The following is a 20,270-nucleotide window of genomic DNA, read 5'->3' on the forward strand; positions in this document are numbered from 1 at the left end:
TCACCTCGATGCATCGAAGGCATCGATGCCGGTGAGTTCGGCCGAGAGTGTCCAGAGCCGCTCGGCCTCATCGGGATCGGCGGCGTAATCTCGAACCCCGACGAACGGTTCGCCTGCAGTCTCGGCGCGCACGGCAATATCGCAATCCTCGCAATAGAGACCGGCAAGACCGTCGAGCATCGGCGAGGTCGCGGCCCATACTTGCGTCGCCGCGCCCTGCTCAGGCGTCTTGAAGGTCGGGTCGGCTGGCGCACCGCTCGTGTCGAGCCAGCCCTCGGCGATCATCTCCGCCTGCGCCAGATGCCGCTGAAGCGGCGTGAAGATCTTTCCGGGATGAAGCGAGAAGGCCTGCACGCCGGCTTCGCGCCCAAGCCGGCCGAGATGGACGGCGAATAGCGCATTCGCCGTCTTCGACTGGCCGTAGGCGCGCCATTTGTCGTAGCCGCAAACAAAATGAAGGTCGTCCCAACGGATTGGCGAATTGTGGTGGCCGGCCGAAGAGACCGAGATGACACGTGCACCACCTTCGAGCAGCGGCCAAAGCGCGTTTGTCAGCGTGAAATGCCCGAGGTGATTGGTGGCGAACTGCGCCTCCCAGCCTGGTCCTACCCTCGCCTCCGGGCAGGCCATGATGCCGGCGTTGTTGATCAGAATATCGATGTGTTGGCCACCGGTGAGGATGTGCTCGGCGAAGGCGCGCACGCTGTCGAGGTGCGACAGGTCCAACGGCTCGACCGTCACGCCGACGATGTCCTTCGTAGCTGCCGCCGCTGCCGCTGGATTGCGTGCGGCAACGATGACCTGGGCTCCAGAAGCGGCAAGCGCCCTCGTCGTTTCCAAGCCGAGCCCCGAATGGCCTCCGGTGACGATCGCGCGCTTACCGGTGAGATCGATATTGGCGAGAACATCCGTCGCGGTGCTTCTTGCCCCATAGCCGGACCCGAGTGGTTTCTGATTGTCGATCATAGTGTCTCTCCAAGAGGTGCGGTTTCGCCCGCATGTTTGCTCTCGGGAATGATGACCCGTGGCGCCCGCACGATCCATGTCGTATAATCTGCCTTTCCTTCTCGATCGTCTGGATTTTCGCCTTGGACCCATTGTCCGACGTTCTGTCGCTTCTGAAGCCGAAAACCGCCATCAGCGCGGGCCTTGACGCAGGCGGTGAGTGGGCAATCCGCTTTCCTCCGCATGACGGCATCAAATTCAATGCGGTCATGCGCGGCGCCTGTTGGGTCCAGGTCGACGGGGAACCGGAGCCGCGACGGATCGAAGCCGGCGACTGCTTCCTGCTCACGCGCGGCCGTCCGTTCCTCTTCGCGACGGACCTCGCATTGCCCCCGATCGAATCTCCCACCATTTATGATCAGGCAGTCGACGGCATGGCGACCTGCAACGGCGGCGGCGACTTTTTCTTGATCGGCGGCCGTTTTTCTTTCGAAGGCGATCATGCCGGAATGTTGTTCGGCTCCTTGCCGGCAATCGTTCATGTGCGTGACGCCTCGAACCAGGCTGCCGTTCTGCGCTGGTCGCTGCAGCAACTGGCTGCGGAACTGAAAGATCGGCCTCCAGGCGGCACGCTGATGGCGGAGCACCTCGCTCAGATCATGCTCTTGCAAGTCTTGCGGCTCTGGCTCGCCTCCGGGACGGACAAACCCGCCGGATGGTTGTCGGCGCTGTCCGACCCCCGGCTGACGAGAGCGCTCGGCGCCATGCACGCCGAGCCCGCTCGCCACTGGACGCTCGCAGAACTGGGAGCCATCGCCGGCATGTCGCGCAGCACTTTCGCTGCGCGCTTCCGAGAAGCGGTTGGACAACCGCCCCTGGACTATCTCATCCGCTGGCGCATGGTGCTCGCGGCTGAACGGCTCAAGCGAACGAACGACAGCGTCGGGGCGATCGGCTTTTCCATCGGCTATGAATCCGAAGCGGCCTTCAGCACGACCTTCCGGCGGGTCGTCGGCTGTGCGCCGGGAAAGTTCCGACGAGACGACGCTCCCTGAATCTTCTCTGCCGCGCGCCGTGTCCGCTGACCGCTTTCCGATCAACGGGTCGAAGTCGAACTTGCGTGTCATTCCACGGGAGGAATCTCCGCCTCCCGTGCCAAAGCAGATTGGACGGACGCCCGCGCGCTGATCCGCAGCATGTAGCGCGCGGTCGCCGGCCAACGGTCGAGATTGATCGAAAACCCCTTCATCCAGCCGAGCACGGTGAAGAGATAGGCGTCGGCGACAGTGAAGCCGTCGCCCACCAGATAATCCCGAGATGCGAGGTTCGCCTCGATGAAGTCGAGGCGCCGGAACAGCCGATCCCGGAAGATCACCAGCGCCTCCTCCGGCAAGGCTCGATTGAACAGCGGGCTCGATCCGGCATGGACCTCGCTGGTGATGAAGTTGAGCCATTCCTGGAGCCGAACCCGTGCCAGGGCGCCAGGGGCCGGAGCCAATCCCGCCTCCGGCTTCAGGTCGGCCAGATATTGAACGATGGCCGGCCCTTCGGTCAGAACCTCGCCGGTATCGAGTTCGAGTGCCGCGACATAGCCCTTCGGATTGATGGCGAGGAAGTCCTCTCCCGTGGATGTGCGTTTCGTCCGATTGTTCACGCGGACGAGCTCGTAGGGCAGTCCGACCTCCTGAAGCACGATGTGCGGTGAGAGCGAACAGGTGTCGGGCGCGAAATAGAGCTTCATCGTCGGGGCCTCGCTGAGGGGGTGCGTTGCCCCCCACATTGACAGGCCTCTTGGCATTATAAAAATTACTCGAACAATTTCTTTATATAAGATGAGCTACTATGAACCTGACCCAGCTCCAGAGCCTGATCGCCGTCGCCGAGGCCGGCAGCTTCACCGCAGCCGCGGACAAGCTCGGCGTCACCCAATCGGGGATGAGCCAAGCCCTGGCGGCACTCGAAGAGAGCCTGGGAGTAAAACTGCTCATCCGGCAGCCACGGGGTGTCGCGTTGACCGCCTTCGGAGAGCGCGCGTTCGACCATGCGCGTGCGGCCCTTTCGCATCTGGAGGCGATTGAAAGGGAGGCAATGGCGCTGATCGGCGAGGAGACCGGTGCCATCCGTCTGGCGGGGTTCCCGAGCGTCTTCGCCACGGTCCTTCCGCCCTTGCTTCGGCGTTTTCGTACGCTCCATCCGGGCATCGACCTCGTGCCGCTCGAAACCGACGACATGGAAGTGGAGGCTTGGCTCGCCGCGGGATCGATCGACCTCGGCGTCGTTCTCAACCCGTCTCCGGCCAGAAATGCCGTTCCCCTCGGACGGGATGCCTGGGTTCCGATCCTGCCGGTAGCGCATCCCCTGTCACGGCGTACTTCGGTCTCGTTGGCCGAACTGGCGGCCGCGCCCTTCGTTCTCGCCACCGGCGGGTGCCATACGAACGCCCGCTCGCTCGCCGACGCCGCTGGGTTGACGCTCCAGAACGTGCAGATCGAGGTGCGCGACTGGGCGAGTGCGATTGCCCTGGTGCGGGAGGGCGCGGGTGTCAGCCTCGTGCCGGAATCCACCCTGCCGGAACAGCAACGCGGCTTCCGGGTTTCGAAACTCACTTCACCGCTGCATCGCGAGTTCGGGCTCGTCGCTTCGTCCGCGCGCCCGTTGTCGCGGGCCGGAAGTCTGTTCGTCGAGATGGCGCGTCGCTCGACCGCGCCAAAATTGGCATAGCGCAAGACGCGCGGACGGACCGGCTTACGGGCTCCGACATCATGACGCGTTATCAACATCTCTCCTCCTCCCGAAGGTGAAGAAGCTGAGTGCGGCCAGCCCCCAAACGCCGACGGTGCCGTAGAGCATCACATCTCCGAAGCCGCCAGCCAGTGCGGCAAGACTGATCACCTTCGACGCTCCCAAAGCAGACTGATCGAGGGCGGAGACATTTCCGGCGGCAATCTGTTCAGCAACGTGCCGAAGTTGGGCCGCATCGAATGCACCAGTTGCTGCGCTGAGGCGCTTCTGGACGCCCGCAAGCAAGACGAAGCCCATGAGCGCGATGTTGATGGCGAGCGAGATCATCCGGGCACTCATATCGATGCCGGATGCCATGCCGGCCCTGTCGCTCGATACCGATCCGGTCGTGGTGTTGGTGACCGGCGTGTTGGTCGCCCCGAGGCCGATCCCGGCCAGCAACGCGCCGATCAACGTCGTCGCCAAGGCCAGTGACCCGCCGCTTGTTCCAAGCTTCATGATGAAAAAGCCGAGACCGATCACGACCAGTCCCGCCGGGATGACCGTGCCGGCGCCAAGGCGCAACGAAAGGCGTTCGGCGAAGGGCGGGACAACTAGTGTCGGCAGGGTGTAGGCGAGCAACGCGAGGCCAGCGGTCAGGCCATCGAGCCCGAGCCCTGCCTGAAACCAGATCGGCAGATAGATCATGAACGGCCAGAAGCTGAAGTTCATGCCCATCGAGCCGAACAGCGCTCCGGAAAAGGGCCGGATCCGGAACACCGAGAAATCGAACATCGGGTGCGGCACGATCTGCTCGACAACGATGAAGGCGACGAGGCTGAGGGCGGCTGTGGCGACGATCGCCAGCGCGATCGGACTGGTGAACCCAAGTTCGCTGCCCTGAGTAATGACGTAGGCGACGCAAAAGACGGCCAGTGACAGGGTCGCGATGCCGCCGAGATCCAGGCGCCGAGCGGCTGGATCCTTCGATTCCCGAACACCGCGCCAAGCCAGGATGACGGTCAACACGGCGATGAAAGCGTGGACCAGAAACACCCAGGCCCAGCCCATCAAGGCTGCGATCCCGCTGCCGATCACCGGACCGAAGCCGAGACCGAACCCGGTAACGATGCCCCACCAGCCGAAAGCCCGGGCTCGATCGGCCGCCGTGCTAAACTGATGCGAGAGCACTGCGATCCCACAAATCAGCATGGCGCCGCCGCTCGCGCCTTGGAGTGCGCGCCCGACGATGAGGATCATCATGTTGGGAGCAAGGCCGCACAGCAGGGACGTGGCGCCGAACGCAACGATGGCGACGACGAGGAGACGCTTGCGCCCGAAGCGATCCGCCAGTGTGCCGGCTGCCATGAGGACCGTCGCCACGGCGATGGTGTAGGCGTTCATCGTCCACTGGAGCTCATGAAAATCAGCGTGAAGGACTGTCTCCAGCGTCGGCAGGATCGCCGGAACGCTTGATATTTCGAAGCCGAACATCAGAGCCGACAAGCAGATGGCGGCCAAGGCAAGGTTACCTTGCCGCGAGTAAGCAAAGGACATGATCAGGCCTTTCAGCGCCGAGGTTACTCGGCGTCCCGCGCGCGGCCGTTCACCCCCAACGGCTGAAGCCGGGGTGGCACGGCAGTCTTGCGAGCGACTGTTGTTGATGGACCTGATCGTAGGCGAAACTTGACGATATAAGAATGATATGTCTGAGTATTTCAGAGACAACAAATATGGATGATCAAAATGGCATCCCTCGATGTCGAGTCGGTCCAGGCTTTCGTGGCCATCGCCGACCTTCAGAGTTTCACGCGAGCGGCGGAAGCCCTTGGCACCACGCAAGGGGCGATCAGCGTCAAGCTGCGACGCCTGGAAGAGCGGATCGGCCAGCGGCTGATCGAACGCACGCCGCGCCACGTCCGGCTCTCCGCACACGGCGCCGTCTTTCTCGACCGGGCTCGCGACTTTCTTGCTGCGCATGAAGCGGCGCTGTCGGCGCTCGCTTCCACCACCCCGCGCCGCTTCGGGCTCGGCATCGCCGCGCATGTGGCCGGACCGGAGCTTCCGACCCTTCTGGCGCAACTCAACGCGTATGATCCGGGCCTGCGCATCGAGGTCCGCCTGGAGAATTCGCGCACGCTGCTCGACGCCTTCGATCGTGGAGAGCTGGACGCCTGTATCATTCGTCGCGAAGACGACCGGCGTGATGGCGAGGTTCTCGGGCCGGAACATTTCGGATGGTTCGCCGCGCCGAATTTCGAGCATCGGCAAGGCGAGCCCCTGCGGCTGGCCGCCCTGTCGCCTTCCTGTGGCGTGCGCGATATTGCGACCCGTGCCCTCGACGAGGCAGGCATCGCCTGGACGGAAGTGTTCCTGGGTGGCGGCTCGTCGGCGGTGACGGCTGCCGTCTCCGCCGGACTCGCCATGGCCGTCTTTTCCTGTCGCCTTGCTCCGCCTGGCACCATCGAAATCGGCGAGCGCTTCAGGCTGCCGCGTCTGCCTTCGTCGGAGATCGTGCTGCACTCGACGCTCACCGATCCCAAGTCGCGCGCCGCGCTGCGTACGCTCGCCGCCGCGTTCCGTGAGCATCGTGCGATGGCCGGATAGCGGGCGCGGAACGAACGCCCGCAGCCAGCTACGTTTATCGGACGGTGTTGCCGGCTCCCTCATGACGTTCTCGATGCCCGTTCCGGCGCGATCTGATCGACAATGGTGAAGGTTAGGCCAGTCCAATACTCGCCCGCGTCGGCGATCGCGATGGATCGTTCCGCCTCCTCGATGGCGGCATGACCACCGGACAACAGGAAGCTCTCGACATCCTTCATCGAAGCGAAGGCCATGAGCGTCACACCATCGATCCGGCTGGCTACGGGATGGAAGAACGGCGCGCCCGCGGTGACGGGACCGATGTTGTGCAGTTGGACGTAGCGCTTCACGAGGCGCTGCGTATCAGCCTGGCCGACCACCAGCTTGGCATGGTCGTGCAGCCAGCGGCGCTGGAAGGTCTCGCGGTCGAGATCATCGCGCCGGATGTGCGTCTTGATCAGGACGATCGAGTCGTCACCAGCCGTGTTCGGCATGATGATGAACTGGCGGGCCAGTACCGGCCCGAGATCCCGGAAGATGGCCTGATCCTCGGGAAGGATCTTGCGACGAACACGCTCGGCACCGAGAACCGCTCCGAGATCGTCGAGCCCCGCGAAGTTGAGATACGCGACCCCGTCCCACTGCGGACGTCGGTAGGGCTCGACGTGACCGACGATGGTCTCGAACAGGCGACCGTCCGCGTCGAGCGGTGGCTGGTAAGGCGGCGGGTTCAAGCTCGTCGGTCCCGACGCCACACGGTGAATCTGATCGTAACGCAACAGGCGACTGATGGTCTTGCGATCGTCCGCCTCGTCGGGATGGAGGAAACGCGGGCCGTGCACCTTGCGCCAGTAGTCCCCCCATGTTTCGAAACTGAGATTGGGGTCGGGTTTCGACGCGTTGGCGGCCGGATCGGCGCGCAATAGGAACGAGAACAGCACCGTCAGCGGAGCGGTTCGAGCGTCGGGCTCGGTTGACGTGGACGGTGCGACAGAGGCGGTCATCGGGCGTACTCCTTTGAAGCGAAGGGAATGGATGGCGGAAGGAGAGAGCGCAGCAGCGCGACGAGGCCGCAGGCGGCGCCTGTGAGGCACACACCGACCCAGCCGTAGCGGCTCCAGGCCCAGCCGCCGACGAGCGCACCGATCGCCATGCCGATCATGGCGGCGGTCATCAGCAGCCCGTTCAGCCGGCTGCGCGCTGTGGGGTCGATCATCGTGACGATGGTCTGGTGCGAAACCAGCGCGGCCATGACGCCGAGATCGAACAGCACCGCTCCCGCGATCAGCGCGGCGATCGAATGCGGCAACAGCAGCATCAGGGTGAAGGCAAGAGCGACCAGCAGACAGCCGAGCCGGATGGCGATGGCAGGTCCCCGAGCGTCGGCGAGCCGTCCGAACAGAGGGGCGCCGAAGGCCCCCGCCGCGCCGGCCAATCCGAAGGCGCCGGCCACACCCGCACCGAGATAGAGCGGCGGCTCCGCCAGCATCAGCGCCAGGGTCGACCAGAAGGCGCCAAGGGTTGCCGCCAGCAGGCCTTGCGTCAGAAGAGCCTTGCGCAGCACGCCATGTCGCTCGACCAAGGTGGCGAGGCTCAGGAGAAGAGCGCCGTAGGAACCGTTGGCGGTCGCCGGCTGGAGCGGCAACCAGCGCCAGACCGCGAGGCCTACCAGCGCCACCATGGCGGCGGCCAACGCGTAGATCGCTCGCCAGCCGAAGAGATCTCCGACGACACCACCCAAGGTGCGAGACAACAGGATGCCGCAGAGCAGGCCCGTGGTCACGAGCCCGATGGTGCGACCGCGCTGTTCGGTCGTCGCGAGGTGCGCCGCCATGGGCACGAAGTCCTGGCCGAGGCTGCCGAGCAGTCCGACACCGAGGCTGACGGCGAGAAGCACGAAAAAATTCGGTGCGAGAGCCGTCGCCAGCAGGGCAAAAACGAGCAGGATCGACTTGGTAAGGACGAGCCGCTTGCGGTCGATGAGATCGCCGAGCGGGGCCAGCAGCAGCATCCCGAGCGCATAGCCGGCCTGGCTCACGGCAGGGACGAGGCTCGCCGGTTCCGATCCGATGCCGAAGGTCTCGCGTACCAGCGGAACCACCGGCTGGATGTAATAGACATTGGCGACGCCGACGCCCGCTCCGATCGCCAGCAGCCAGATCAGAGCCGGCGGGATCGACCGCCTCTCTTTGTCTCTGCCGGTGGAATGTGATGGTCCTGGCATGGCGCCGCTCCGTGGGATGCGGGCCGGACGACCCTACCCGGAGCATTTTATTGGCGACTGTAGTGGCGATAAATCGCCTCATATGGCAATATGAGTTGACTGATAGTCGTCAATAGGTCGCGATGATTTCCGCCGAACACCTCAGTGGCATAACAGCCTTCGTCCAAGCCGCCGACGCGGGCGGATTCACGCTGGCGGCGGAGAGGCTCGGCCTGTCGAAATCCGGTATCGCCAAGAGCGTGGCGCGGCTCGAGGATCGGCTCGGGGTTCGATTGTTCAACCGAACAACACGTCGCTTCGCGCTGACGACAGAAGGTCAATCCTTCTACGAGACCTGCGTGCGCGTCCTGGCCGATCTGGAAAACGCAGAGGCGGCACTCAACGCCCATCGCCTGCGGCCACGCGGGCGACTGCGGGTCGATCTGCCCGTGGTGTTCGGTCGACGCTGGGTCCTACCCGTGCTCCTCGACATTGGCGAGCATTATCCGGACCTGTCGCTGGAGGTCTCGCTGACCGATCGGCGCGTTGATCCGATCGACGAAGGCATCGACCTGGTGATCCGCATCGGCGATCTCGATGACAGCTCCACACTCGTTGCGAGGCGGCTGGGTGTGCAGCAATCGGTGCTCTGCGCCAGCCCCGATTATCTCGACAGGCACGGGAGCCCCACCTCGCTCGATGATCTGGGCGCTCATGCCTGCATCGTCTTTGGCCGGGGCGGACAGTCCTTGCCGTGGTGGTTCCTGGATGGGAAGGGGGCGCCCATGGCGAAGCCCGTCTCCGGACGGCTCTCGTTCAACCACAGCGAAGCCATCTGCGATGCAGCCCTCGCCGGCCAAGGCATCGCGCTCCTCTCGACTTGGCTGATTGCCGACCACCTACGCGACGGACGTCTTGCAAAGGTGCTGCCGGCGGTACCGACGCGAGGCTTTCCGATCCACGCTCTCTGGCCGCAAACTCGGCAGATGAGTGCGAAGGTGCGCGTTGTGGTCGACGAACTGGTGAACCGCTTCTTGCCCGAACCGCCGTGGGATCGCGATAGATAAGTCTATGCTCCATCTTTTCCGGTGTGAGATCAGATCTCCAATCCCTTCTGCCGCCCTAATTGCCACGACACCGATCCACCCTGCACGATGCCCGATACCTCGCGACCAAGCTGGCGGTCGATGACTGGCCGCCACGGGACAAGTGTGAACTCGTGGGACTTCTCGACGATCGCGAACTTGCCGCTCGATAGCTGCACGGTTCCGGTGAACTTCCCCGCGATGGCTTCGCCATCAGCAGCAACTCGGAACGGCAAGGCCCTCTTCGCTGCCATCTCTTCGCCGACACGGGTGAGTTCACGCTCTTGAAGCGCGGCGATCAGGTTGCGCCGATATGCGACGCGTCCGTCGGATTGGCGAACAGCGTCGCCGTGATCGATCAACGCCTCGCGCCGGCGCGCCATCGCCTCGTGCACCTGGTTGCCAAATCCTGACGACGACAGGTCGGACACGCCCACACCGACCAGCCGCCGGTCGAGCCAGGTCGCGCCGTCCGATCCGATCTGGTGTTCGAGGTCGAGGGTCGAGAGGATACGGATATTGGCACGGGCATTGCGCCCTGAGTCATAGGCAGCAGCCCGCTCCTCGAAGTCCTGCGGGATGCGCCACTGATCGCCGTCGATCCGTTCGGCGATGCCCGCACGGCGCAACGCCTCCAGTCGGCGGACATGGGCATCGACGAACCCCTCATAATCGCCGTTCGGCACGCGCCCCTCGAAGCGAGCCTGCTCCAGATGACGGATCGGTCGATAGATGCCGTCCTCGGCCATGCCGGCAATGGCGCGATCAGATGGACGGCCAGCGCTGTCTGGCGGTCCGATCTCTATGATACTGCCTATGCGGGCGTCCTCGACACGCTCCGGATCGATGCCCGAGACATGGTGCGTGCGTCCGTCGATGCCATCGACCACCAGCGTCAAGTTCTCTCCCAGCTCGTCTGATAGATGCTTGTCGATGACGCGACCGACGACCGGCGTCGTGGGCGTGCCGTCGTGAATCTGGAAGCTCATCGGGTCGCGTTCGGCACCCTCGGCCCGGAGTGCCTTCTGCATGGTGCGGATGATATCGCCGCGCTCGCCCATCTCGCGCAGGGTCGGCTCCAGCCGCTCACTCAATTCCCAGACACCCGGTGCGTCCTCCTTAGCGAGGCCCATGTCGCCCAGTTTACCGAGACGGCGTAGCCGCATGGTCCGGTCAGACTGGCCGCGCAGATCGCCCGGTTCAGATCGGAGGTCAAGCAAGCGGTCCTCTGCCTCGGCGATCATCGCCCGGTCGATGCGGGTCAAGCGATCCTGGTCGATCTCCGTCATTAGCTTGCGGCGCTGCTCGATCTCGGTAACCGGGCCAAGTTCCAGCGTCGCCAGTTCGCTCGCCCGCTCGCGGAAGCCATTGGCGAGATAGTCGCCGTTGATGACGAGATCCTCGCCGAGCGCATCACGGCCATTGACGATGACGTGGACATGGGGATGGCCGGTGTTGTGGTGATTGACGGCAACCCAATCGAGTTTCGTGCCGAGGTCGGTCTCGATCTGCGCCATCAGCTCGCGGGTGTAGCCGGTCAGGTCGGCGAGATCGGCGGCGTCTTCGGGCGAAACGATGAAGCGGAACTGGTGGCGATCATCCTGGCCACGATCGAGGAAAGCGTCGCCATCAGCGCGATCCTCCGTCGCGGAATAGAGCCGACCGCGCTCACCATCGCGCGATGTGCCATCGCGCTGGATATAGCGCAGATGCACGGCGGCCTTTCCGCTCTTGCCCGCACCCCGGACAGAACGGGATTTGACGATGACGCGGCGGCTGCCGGGCTGGCGGTGGCTCCAACCGTTCGACAGGTTGCGGGCGCGCACGAAGGCCGCGCCGCGACCGCGCTGCACGCCCCGGCCGGAGGCGACGATGCTCTTTCCCTTGGTGGCGCGACCGGAACCACCGCTCTTCGCCGGTCGGCTTCGGCCAGACGCCGCCTGCTGCTGGCGCGTGACCTTCCGCACCTTGCTGAGGAAGCTCTTGGCCTGTCCGGCTTTCCCGTCATTGGATCGGACGCGGCCGGGCTTTGGCCGAAAATGATCGTCGTCTTCCCTCATGGCAGCCGATCCACCCGAAACCGCCGATTTCGGGCAGGAGTGCCGCGAGTAATGCCTGAAATGCGGGCTTTTCCACGCGTCATGGCACCATGGCGGTCCGGCGACGGTGCCGTCCCAAACAGTGTGCAGACAAGGGCTTGCCCTGCGGATCGGACCCATGGGGTGCCGTCCGCTTTAATCTTGCCCTCCGCCCTTTGCCCCCTTCGTGCCCCTCCTACTGATGGATGAGACCGTTGCCAGCCCCATCCGCTGTACACTGAAGCCTCCCTCTGGGCGGAGGCGATCACTAACCTCATGGCTGTCGTCCCGCATCCGCTCGCGCAACGAACAGACCGCCCGACTGCGGCACGATGGCGGAGAGATCACGCACGGTGACCGCCTGCGGGGTGTCGTCCATGTGCTCGTCGGACTGCACGGGAGGGACCGTCGCCTTGCTCAAAGGCTGCGAGATGAAAAGCGGAGCACGGGTCCAGGAGAGCGGATCGGCGGGCGCAATCATGGCCGCGCCGGTGGTCTCGCTGCCGCTGACGATCGGCGCGAGGGCGGCGACATAAGCGCGGGTTTCCGGTGGAAGTGGGTGGCCCTTCAGCGCCTCCTCGTAGCGCCCGGGACCGGCGTTGTACGCCGCGATCCACTCTGGCGATCCATAGCGATCGAACAGTTCGCGGATATAGGCCGCGCCCGCCACGATGTTGTCGTGCGGGTCGTAAGGATCGTCACCCAGGCGGTAATGCACGCGCAACTCGGCCCAGGTCTTCGGCATGATCTGCATCAGCCCGATCGCCCCTTTGGGCGAGGTGGCGCGTGGATCACCGTCACTCTCGGCGCGCATCACCGCGCGAATCCAGGTGGCGGGAAGCTCGAAGCGCTGTGCCGCCTCGGCGATGTGATCGCCATAGGGATCGCGCGATGACGGTTGGACAACAGGCGGAGTCTGCGCCAGCGCAATCACAGGAATCGTACTGCCGGACAGCAAGCCTGCGAGCAGGATGATCACCAATCGCGCGGGCGCACTCTCTCCACTGCGACACCAGCCTGCCAGCGTGCTCGCTGCGGTCAAGGGTCCGCGCACTGCGCCGATCTTCGATCGCCCTTGACCTCCGCTGCGCGCGCCGGCCAACCGATCGTCGAGCGGGACGAAGGGATGAGACGGTATTTCCGCGAACAAAGGGATGACCGATCGCACGGAGATCGCGCACGCGCGCAGGCTGTCGGATCGCATGATGTCACTCCCGCTCGCCGCGCTTCGGAGCACGGTTCCAGTGCAGCGACCAGGACGCGCCAGCTTCATCGTCGCGGAACAGGTTGGCGCGGATTGGCTGCGGCAAGGCCGGGTCATCGATGACGAGCGCGATGTAGTCCCCGGCCCGTTCGCCTGTACGCTTCCAGCCCGCGCCGATCTCCGGCCCTTCCTCGTTGCCGTTGTGGACGCGGTAGTCCGGCGCGTTGTCGGCATCGGTCGGCTCTGCCGGAACGATGGTGATCTCACGAAAGAGCGTGAAGGTGTGGACGCGCCCGACAAAGCCGGTGGTTTCGCGGGTAAACTCGCCAATTTGCGGCATAGGAATCCTCTTCGAGTTGGTGGGGAAACGAACGGTGGTGCGGCACTCACCGTGTCGGAGCGTGCCAGACGAAGCGGCCGTCACCCTCCTCATCGGTGTAGATCGGCGTCGCCGTGCCGATGACGGCATGTGCCGGGATCAGGCCGAAGTAGCGACCGTCCAGACTGTCGGGAACGTCCGGGTTCATCAGGAAGAGATCGCCTTGCGCGATGTTCCGGCAGCCCTGCCAGACCGGCAGATCGCGGCCCGTGCGGTCGCGATCGAGCGCGTCACCGAGCGGCACATGATCGACCGTGATGGTGCGCCCGGTGCGACAGACTTCGTGTCAACGCCGATCGCCTCTATGGCATCGATGTGCTGAAGGACGCGCTCGACCTTGGGCCAGCCCTCGATTCTGAGCAGGATCTCGCCGCCGGGACGCACGAAAGGCAGCGTCTGGCAGGGTTCGCCCAGCGCCACCGCACGCACGATGTCGATGCGCGACGTGATCGTGCCGAAATCGTTCGACGCCCACCGCACGAAGGCGAAAACGCTGCCGGGTCGATAGAAAAAGACACGTCGACGGCGGTCGAGCACCTGTTCACGGACCTCGCGGCCGAACCTGATCCAGTTCTCGATCCGCTTCTCGATGTGCGTCAGTTCGACTTGCGTGAAAGCGTCGGCGGACTGGGTGCGCGGTGCGGCACCGCCATGGGAATGGGAAGCGGTGGCGCCGGTCATGGGCGATCTCCATCGTTGGTCGGCGGGAATTCGCGCGCGAGCAGATCGCGCAGCATGTCGGCCACGGTGATGCCGCGCTGAAAGGCGACGATCTTGATGCGGCCGCGCAGTTCGGGCGTGATGTCGATGGTCAACCGCGCGGTGAAGCGTGCTGCCTCGTCGTTGCGCGGCGCGTCGGCTGCCTTGATCCAGTTTTCCGGATCGGCGGGCCGGGCCGCAAAGCGGCGACGGATCGGGTGCGCGCTCATGGCAGTGCCCTTCCCGTGATCAGCCGTCCGATCTCCGCAGCGAGTGCCGCGATCTCGCGCGCGGCCTGACTGTCGGGATCGATTTCGGAGGCGAGCCGACCGGACTGTGCGGCATCGGCGAAGACGACGCGCTGGCCGATGGTCGTCGCCAGCACCGGCGGGTCATGATCGGCGAGCGTCTCGGCAGTCTCGCGGGCGATGACGGTGCGCGCGCCGCAGCGGTTGAGCACGAAGCGCGCCGCCAAGGCCGGCCGGTAGATGCGCGCCTCGGCGACGAGCGCCAGCATCTCGGCGGAGGCCCAGCCGTCGAACGGCGATGGCTGCACCGGGATCAGCACCAGGTCGGCGGCCAGCAGCGCGGAACGCATCAGCCCGGCGATACGCGGCGGTCCGTCAATGACGATGTGATCGACATCGCGCGCCAGCTCGGGCGCTTCCCGGTGCAAGGTATCGCGCGCCAGGCCGACGACGCCGAACAGCCGGACACCGTTCTCACGCCCACGTTGCTGCGACCAATCCAGCGCCGAACCCTGCGGATCGGCGTCGATGAGGGTCACATGCTTGCCCCTCCGGGCCCATTCACCGGCGAGATGCAGCGCCAGCGTCGTCTTGCCAACGCCGCCCTTCTGATTGAGGAGCGCGACGATCATGGCGTCCGCCTTCCGGCGGCACCGGCACCACGGTCGCGTTGCGCGCGCGCCGACAAAGAAGAGTTAGATTCTCTGTTAGAGTCTAAGTTAGCGGCCGGATTTCGCGTTTCAGGCCAGAGTGTTAACTGCGGTCCGTGCGCCCGATCTGCCGATAGGCCTGCGCCTGATGTGCCGACAAACGCGATTGGCGAACTCGGCAAACCAGGCCCGAACGTCGTCGAGCGGCAGCGTATTGCCACGACGGACATCGGTCGCAACGGAGAGAGTGTCGTAGTCCTTGAACAGCGCCACGCATTTTTCCGCAGGGAAAACGGAGGGACTTACGGACAGCGACGCCTCGAACGCCAAGGGGCGGCTTTGTATGAGCGTGTCGTAAGCAGCTTTGAGTTGCGCGCCGGCAAGACCATAATTCTCCAGCAATGCGAGGACTGCCTGCGCGAGCTGGTTGTCGCGTTCGCCGGAAATATACTCACGGAAGGATTTCAGAACCTGGCTCTGAAATTTCTGCCGCGCGTGGATCGTGCATTTATATTCGTAGACGGTGGCTTTCGTCAGCGTCTTGGTCGCGGGGTCCACCGTCACCTTTACGCCGTCGGTGCCCTGATTGGTCGACTTGAGATGCGAATGGTCGATCTTTTCGTCGCCTGTCTTCCCTTTGCCGGCCGCTACCCAGCAGATGATCTCGAACAGCAGGCCGTCGCGATGCTCGATGCCTTTATCCGTCGTGGGGTGAAGATCCTTTTCCAAGGTCGCCTTCAGTTTCGCAGTGATCTTTGGCGCACCGAGTTGCGTACCCTCCAGGATCAAGGCTGCGTGGAAGGCTTGCCCGACCAAAACTAACGCCACCAAATGGGCAAGCTCGTCAGGGCCATCGACGACCCATTGCTCTCCCTCGCATTGGGGAAGCGCGGACATCGGATTCAAGGTCAACGGCATGGTTCAATCAGGTCCCAAGCAACATTCGAAAATCGTCGACGCCATGATCTCGCATCGCTTGGATCGCAGCGATCCGGGTTTTTCGATCCGTTTTGGTATCTTCGACGAACCGGGTGCTCCGCAACCCCGCAACGTGACTATCGCTCATCTCGTGGTGAAGCGCACCCGCGATGACGGCTGCAAGATACCAGTCGAACCGTATCAAACGGGCGTCCTGCGCGATTGCGAGATAGGTGCTCGCCTCAGCATCCGAGCCTAGAGCGGACGCATTGACGACGAAGCTATCGTCGCGGCGATCGCCGAAGCCGAGACCTTCATGTCGATCGAGAGCATCTCGCTCCGAAACATCGATCTGAACCGTCCCTGAGCGGTCGTAAAATCCTTCGATGCTGGACCTTTCTCTTGGGTCGGCTGCAGAACGGCGGCTATCTCCATGGCGGCAACTAATACCGGCCCATCCGCTCCCGGCCCCATCCCGGACGTAACAGTCTAGCTGAGGAAATGCCAAAAAGTCCGGCGCTTCGTACTTTGCCCGATTCTCAATTGCCTCCCATAAAAGCCATCGACGGCGGCAACAGCGTCGGCACTCGCTTCACTCCGTTCACCCAGGCATCAACCATGTCGGCCCATTCCTGGAGCATGTGCCGGCGCTGCGGTTCATATTCCGCCTTGTTGTAGACGCCGCGCGATGAGCGACCGTCTTCATGGGCGAGGCACTTCTCGATCCAGTCGCTGTTGAAGCCCATCTCGTTCAGGAGCGTCGAGCCGGTCCGGCGCAGGTCGTGAACCGTGAACGGCTCCAGCGGCAGCCCCTCCGTCTTCGCTCGCGCCACGACGGCCGTGGTCACGCGATTAAAGGTCGCCCGCGACATGGGGGCGTCGGCGTCATAGCGGGACGGCAGCAGGAAGCGCGAGTTTCCGGCGCAGGTCTTAAGCGCAATCAGGATGTCGAGCGACTGTTGCGACAGATAGACGTTGTGGGCCTTCGACCGCTTCATGCGCTCCTTCGGAATGTTCCAGACGGCGTTCTCGAAATCGACTTCGTCCCAGACCGCGTCCTGCAGCTCGCTCTTGCGCACCATGGTGAGCAGGATCAGACGCAAGCCAAGACGGATCGTCGGCAGGGTCGGCACATGCTCGATCTGCTGCAGCATAATCTTGATCTCGGTCGGCGACAGCGCGCGGTCCTTCGGCTGGAAGGTCGCGATCGAGGCCGGCCCGACCTCGTCGGCCGGGTTCGGCACCTTCTCGCCGTGCAGGATGGCGAAGGCGAAGATCTGTTTGACGATGCCGCGGGCGTGGATGGCAGTCGCCGGCGCGCCGCGCTCTTTCACCTTGGCGCAGAGCTGTCGCAGATCGTCCGGCGTCACCTCGGTCAGAAGGCGGTTCTTCCAGGCGGGGAGAATGTCGCGATCGAGGATCGCCTTGCGCATCGACCGGGTGCTTTCCGCCATCCGCGCTTCCTTGATCCATAAGGCGCTCACCGCACCGAAGCTGCGCTCCATCGCTTTGCGCCGCTTGTCGCGCTGCTTCTCGTGCGCGGGAGAAAGCCCCTCCGCCACCTGCTTGCGGGCGGCGATGCAGCGCTCGCGGGCTTCGGCGAGCGTGAGGCCATCGGCGCCATAGCGGCCGATCGTCAGCGTCTCCCGGCGACCGTTCAAACGGTAGTCGTACCGGAAAGTGATTTGGCCTGTCGTGGCGACGGAAACGTACATACCGTCACGGTCGGCCACCTTGTATATTTTATCCTTTGGTTTCAGCCTCTTGATGGCCATATCGGTGAGCATGGGGACGGCCTCGTTGACGATCCAAAGCGCCTTTTCGAGCCCCAATTTTACCGTCAAATCCGATACCGTCAATCAACACGAATAATCGTTATAAAACAGCGTACTAACTTGTTTTTCCGTGGGCTGCTTCCATTTTTGGCCTGACGGTAGGGCAAAAATCCGGCAGACGGCGAAAAACGCATACCGTCGTGCGCACCGTCAGAGTCCATCGCTTCAAGGCGATAGGCTCCGATAGTGAACACTTGACTTTTTCTTTGATTTCAGCTAGTTATGATGATGCTGCGATAGTTCGCGAAACGCCGCGAACCACATCATTTCATTCCCACTCGATGGTCCCCGGGGGCTTCGACGTCACGTCGTAGACCACGCGGTTGACGCCATTCACCTCGTTGATAATGCGGGTGGCGGTGCGGCCGAGGAAGGTCATGTCGAAGGGGTAGAAGTCGGCGGTCATACCGTCCACCGAGGTGACGGCGCGCAGCGCCAGCACGTGGTCGTAGGTGCGGCCGTCGCCCATCACGCCCACGGTGCGCACGGGCAGGAGCACGGCGAAGGCCTGCCAGATCACGTCGTAGAGGCCGGCGTAGCGGATTTCTTCGAGATAGATGGCGTCGGCCTTGCGCAGGATGTCGAGCTTCTCCTGCGTGACCGCGCCGGGGCAGCGGATGGCGAGGCCGGGGCCGGGGAAGGGGTGGCGGCCGACGAAGCTCTCCGGCAGGCCGAGCTCCCGGCCGAGCGCGCGTACCTCGTCCTTGAACAGGTCGCGCAGGGGCTCCACCAGCTTCATGTTCATGCGGTCGGGCAGGCCGCCCACATTGTGGTGGCTCTTGATGGTGACGGAGGGGCCGCCGGCGAAGGAGACGCTCTCGATCACATCCGGATAGAGCGTGCCCTGGGCGAGGAAATCGGCGCCGCCCACCTTCTTGGCCTCGGCGTCGAACACGTCGATGAAGAGCCGGCCGATGGTCTTGCGCTTCACTTCCGGGTCTTCGACGCCCTCCAGCTCCTTCAGGAACAGGTCGGCGGCGTTCACATGGACGAGGGGGATGTTGTAGTGGCCGCGGAAGAGCGAGACCACCTCGTCCGCCTCGGCCTGGCGCATCAGGCCGTGGTCGACGAACACGCAGGTGAGCTGGTCGCCGATTGCCTCATGGATGAGCACCGCCGCGACGGAGGAATCCACCCCGCCGGAGAGGCCGCAGATGACCCGGCCGGTGCCCACCTGCTCGCGGATGCGGGCGATGGCGCGCTCGCGGAAGGCGCCCATGGTCCAGGTGCCTTCGAGGCCCGCCACCTTGCGCACGAAATTGGAAAGGAGGCGCGCGCCGTCCGGCGTATGCACCACCTCCGGGTGGAACTGCACGCCGTAATAATTGCGCGACACGTCGGCGATGGCGGCGAAGGGGGCGTTCTCGGAGGTGGCCACCACCTCGAAGCCCTCGGGCAGGCGGGTCACACGGTCGCCGTGGCTCATCCACACGGTGTGGCGCTCGCCGGGGCGCCAGACGCCGTCGAAGAGCGGCACGGACTTCTGAACCGTCACCTCGGCGCGGCCGAACTCGCGGTGATGGCCCGCCTCCACCGCGCCGCCGAGCTGCGCCGCCATGCACTGCTCGCCATAGCAGATGCCCAGCACCGGCACGCCCGCCCCGAACGCCGCGTCCGGCGCCTTGGGGCTCTGCCCCTCGATCACCGAGGCGGGACCGCCGGAGAGGATGATGGCCCTGGGCTTGAGGCGGGCGATGGCCTCCTCCGCCTTCTGGAACGGCACCACCTCGGAATAGACCCCGTCCTCGCGCACCCGCCGGGCGATGAGCTGCGTCACCTGGCTGCCGAAATCGATGATGAGGACGGTGTCCTGGGAGGTGGCGGGCGCGGCGGTCATGGGCAAGCCTTGGGCGAGAGGGCGGTTTCGGCCCTTCCTTTAGCCGCAAAGCGACGATTCCAAAAGTCAAGCGCCGCGCAGGGCTCGTATGAGCCCGCGGCTCGGCTCTAGATGCGCGTCCAGAACGGCTCGCAACCGGCGGGCGCGTTCACGGCACCGGAATGGCGGCGCTTCAGCTCGGTGCAGGCAAATTCCCGGGCCTGTTCGGGGAGGCGGGAATTGATGGCGGTGCCGATCTCGTCATAGGGCTCGCCGGAGGCATAGACATAAAAGGCCCAGTAGCCGCCGACGAGGACGACCACGAGGAGCAGCAGGCGGATGAGACCCATGGCGCGACGCCTTCTCCTTCACCCGTGCGCGTCACGGGCAAGGCGGGAACGCCGGAGCTGCGGTGAAGGTTCACGCCGGGCCGCTGGGCGGGAGCGGAGCGCCACAGGGGGGCGAGGGGGGAGCAGAAGGCGAGCATGAGGAAGAGGGGGATGGCCGCGACGATGCCGTAGATTGCTGCCGCAAAGCAAATGTTGGCATCGAAATTCGTCTTTCGGAATTCCTCAGGCGTCATGTAAATCGTGTGCCTTGCGGCACCATACGGTGGGCCTTTTTGATATGTGGCCCGCGTGTCGTTCTGAATCTCCCGCTGCGTCCTGAATATTGCGCCCCAGCACAAGGGAACTGTGATAGGAACGCAAAAGACCCAGACAATTAACCAGATCGTGGTGCCGTTCTTGTCGATGACCCAACCAGGGCAGTAGGTCCGGCTGGAATCGACCCATGTCAGAATGCCGATCTCGGTGCCGAGGACCAGGAGACAGCCAAGCGCAGCCAGCCGCGTCACCTTCAGCTGGAACTTCGGTGTCAGCTTGGGAAACGGGTTCCAGTCTT

Annotated in this window: 21 protein-coding genes and 1 pseudogene; 5 read left to right on the forward strand and 17 right to left on the reverse strand. The window is 64.2% G+C overall.

Going from position 1 to position 20,270, the window contains the following annotated elements; all coding sequences use genetic code 11:
- The gene (locus XAN126_RS0104570) at positions 1 to 966 is read right to left on the reverse strand and encodes an SDR family NAD(P)-dependent oxidoreductase (protein ID WP_024277420.1); all 966 of its coding nucleotides are present in this window, start codon (positions 964 to 966) and stop codon (positions 1 to 3) included.
- A gap of 122 nt (positions 967 to 1,088) precedes the next feature.
- On the opposite strand from XAN126_RS0104570, the gene XAN126_RS0104575 reads away from it, so the two are divergent.
- Entirely contained in the window at positions 1,089 to 2,000 is a 912-nt protein-coding gene (locus XAN126_RS0104575) for an AraC family transcriptional regulator (protein ID WP_024277421.1), read from the forward strand.
- A gap of 68 nt (positions 2,001 to 2,068) precedes the next feature.
- Here XAN126_RS0104575 and gstA read toward each other — a convergent pair whose 3' ends face one another.
- Positions 2,069 to 2,686, reverse strand: coding sequence for a glutathione transferase GstA (gene gstA / locus XAN126_RS0104580; RefSeq protein WP_024277422.1), 618 nt, complete (start codon positions 2,684 to 2,686; stop codon positions 2,069 to 2,071).
- A gap of 101 nt (positions 2,687 to 2,787) precedes the next feature.
- Here gstA and XAN126_RS0104585 point away from each other — a divergent pair, with 101 nt between their 5' ends.
- On the forward strand, positions 2,788 to 3,666 hold the full coding sequence (locus tag XAN126_RS0104585; RefSeq protein WP_024277423.1) for a LysR family transcriptional regulator: 879 nt from the start codon (positions 2,788 to 2,790) through the stop codon (positions 3,664 to 3,666).
- A gap of 39 nt (positions 3,667 to 3,705) precedes the next feature.
- Here XAN126_RS0104585 and XAN126_RS0104590 read toward each other — a convergent pair whose 3' ends face one another.
- Positions 3,706 to 5,223 carry an MFS transporter gene (locus XAN126_RS0104590; RefSeq protein ID WP_024277424.1) on the reverse strand — a complete coding sequence of 506 codons (1,518 nt, stop codon included), beginning with the start codon at positions 5,221 to 5,223 and terminating at the stop codon, positions 3,706 to 3,708.
- 189 nt (positions 5,224 to 5,412) lie between these two features.
- Here XAN126_RS0104590 and XAN126_RS0104595 point away from each other — a divergent pair, with 189 nt between their 5' ends.
- Positions 5,413 to 6,273: a LysR family transcriptional regulator gene (locus XAN126_RS0104595; protein WP_024277425.1), complete on the forward strand. Its 861-nt coding sequence runs from the start codon at positions 5,413 to 5,415 to the stop codon at positions 6,271 to 6,273.
- Positions 6,274 to 6,332: 59 nt separating this feature from the next.
- Here XAN126_RS0104595 and XAN126_RS0104600 read toward each other — a convergent pair whose 3' ends face one another.
- Entirely contained in the window at positions 6,333 to 7,256 is a 924-nt protein-coding gene (locus XAN126_RS0104600) for an EthD domain-containing protein (protein WP_024277426.1), read from the reverse strand.
- The gene (locus XAN126_RS0104605) at positions 7,253 to 8,476 is read right to left on the reverse strand and encodes an MFS transporter (RefSeq protein ID WP_081762517.1); all 1,224 of its coding nucleotides are present in this window, start codon (positions 8,474 to 8,476) and stop codon (positions 7,253 to 7,255) included. The genes XAN126_RS0104600 and XAN126_RS0104605 overlap by 4 nt, the downstream gene beginning before the upstream one ends.
- A gap of 122 nt (positions 8,477 to 8,598) precedes the next feature.
- Here XAN126_RS0104605 and XAN126_RS0104610 point away from each other — a divergent pair, with 122 nt between their 5' ends.
- Positions 8,599 to 9,522, forward strand: coding sequence for a LysR family transcriptional regulator (locus XAN126_RS0104610; RefSeq protein WP_024277428.1), 924 nt, complete (start codon positions 8,599 to 8,601; stop codon positions 9,520 to 9,522).
- Between the two features lie 29 nt (positions 9,523 to 9,551).
- Here XAN126_RS0104610 and XAN126_RS0104615 read toward each other — a convergent pair whose 3' ends face one another.
- The 9 genes and pseudogenes from XAN126_RS0104615 to XAN126_RS28145 form a co-directional block, all read right to left on the reverse strand.
- Positions 9,552 to 11,600, reverse strand: a complete 2,049-nt coding sequence (locus tag XAN126_RS0104615; protein WP_024277429.1) for a DUF3363 domain-containing protein — start codon at positions 11,598 to 11,600, stop codon at positions 9,552 to 9,554.
- 292 nt (positions 11,601 to 11,892) lie between these two features.
- The gene (locus XAN126_RS0104620) at positions 11,893 to 12,822 is read right to left on the reverse strand and encodes a lytic transglycosylase domain-containing protein (RefSeq protein WP_081762518.1); all 930 of its coding nucleotides are present in this window, start codon (positions 12,820 to 12,822) and stop codon (positions 11,893 to 11,895) included.
- A 4-nt stretch (positions 12,823 to 12,826) separates the two neighbouring features.
- Complete coding sequence (locus XAN126_RS0104625) at positions 12,827 to 13,162, reverse strand: DUF736 domain-containing protein (RefSeq protein ID WP_024277431.1); 336 nt, start codon at positions 13,160 to 13,162, stop codon at positions 12,827 to 12,829.
- Between the two features lie 46 nt (positions 13,163 to 13,208).
- Entirely contained in the window at positions 13,209 to 13,445 is a 237-nt protein-coding gene (locus XAN126_RS0104630; RefSeq protein ID WP_245272209.1) for a S26 family signal peptidase, read from the reverse strand.
- Positions 13,349 to 13,882 (reverse strand): DUF2840 domain-containing protein, encoded by a 534-nt coding sequence (locus XAN126_RS0104635; RefSeq protein WP_024277432.1) that lies wholly within the window; start codon positions 13,880 to 13,882, stop codon positions 13,349 to 13,351. Before XAN126_RS0104635 ends, XAN126_RS0104630 begins: the two co-directional genes overlap by 97 nt.
- Positions 13,879 to 14,130 carry a hypothetical protein gene (locus XAN126_RS0104640; RefSeq protein ID WP_024277433.1) on the reverse strand — a complete coding sequence of 84 codons (252 nt, stop codon included), beginning with the start codon at positions 14,128 to 14,130 and terminating at the stop codon, positions 13,879 to 13,881. The genes XAN126_RS0104635 and XAN126_RS0104640 overlap by 4 nt, the downstream gene beginning before the upstream one ends.
- Positions 14,127 to 14,780: a ParA family partition ATPase gene (gene parA, locus XAN126_RS0104645; protein WP_024277434.1), complete on the reverse strand. Its 654-nt coding sequence runs from the start codon at positions 14,778 to 14,780 to the stop codon at positions 14,127 to 14,129. The genes XAN126_RS0104640 and parA overlap by 4 nt, the downstream gene beginning before the upstream one ends.
- Positions 14,777 to 14,956, reverse strand: a pseudogene (locus XAN126_RS28895) (replication protein A); the annotation flags it as partial. The pseudogene XAN126_RS28895 and the gene parA, both read right to left, overlap by 4 nt.
- Positions 14,889 to 15,716: a hypothetical protein gene (locus XAN126_RS28145; RefSeq protein WP_024277435.1), complete on the reverse strand. Its 828-nt coding sequence runs from the start codon at positions 15,714 to 15,716 to the stop codon at positions 14,889 to 14,891. The pseudogene XAN126_RS28895 and the gene XAN126_RS28145, both read right to left, overlap by 68 nt.
- Between XAN126_RS28145 and XAN126_RS28150 the strand changes: the two genes are divergently transcribed.
- Positions 15,715 to 15,975, forward strand: coding sequence for a hypothetical protein (locus XAN126_RS28150; RefSeq protein WP_155982219.1), 261 nt, complete (start codon positions 15,715 to 15,717; stop codon positions 15,973 to 15,975). The genes XAN126_RS28145 and XAN126_RS28150 overlap by 2 nt on opposite strands.
- 280 nt (positions 15,976 to 16,255) lie before the next feature.
- Here XAN126_RS28150 and XAN126_RS0104660 read toward each other — a convergent pair whose 3' ends face one another.
- The 3 genes from XAN126_RS0104660 to XAN126_RS0104670 all read right to left on the reverse strand — a co-directional run bounded on the left by XAN126_RS0104660 (position 16,256) and on the right by XAN126_RS0104670 (position 19,717).
- Complete coding sequence (locus tag XAN126_RS0104660) at positions 16,256 to 17,503, reverse strand: tyrosine-type recombinase/integrase (protein WP_024277436.1); 1,248 nt, start codon at positions 17,501 to 17,503, stop codon at positions 16,256 to 16,258.
- A 316-nt stretch (positions 17,504 to 17,819) separates the two neighbouring features.
- Positions 17,820 to 19,388 carry a glutamine-hydrolyzing GMP synthase gene (gene guaA / locus XAN126_RS0104665; protein ID WP_024277437.1) on the reverse strand — a complete coding sequence of 523 codons (1,569 nt, stop codon included), beginning with the start codon at positions 19,386 to 19,388 and terminating at the stop codon, positions 17,820 to 17,822.
- A gap of 107 nt (positions 19,389 to 19,495) precedes the next feature.
- On the reverse strand, positions 19,496 to 19,717 hold the full coding sequence (locus tag XAN126_RS0104670) for a hypothetical protein (RefSeq protein WP_024277438.1): 222 nt from the start codon (positions 19,715 to 19,717) through the stop codon (positions 19,496 to 19,498).
- Positions 19,718 to 20,270 lie beyond the last annotated feature (553 nt).

It is taken from the genome of Xanthobacter sp. 126 (genome assembly GCF_000526175.1).
Lineage (GTDB): Bacteria > Pseudomonadota > Alphaproteobacteria > Rhizobiales > Xanthobacteraceae > Xanthobacter > Xanthobacter aminoxidans.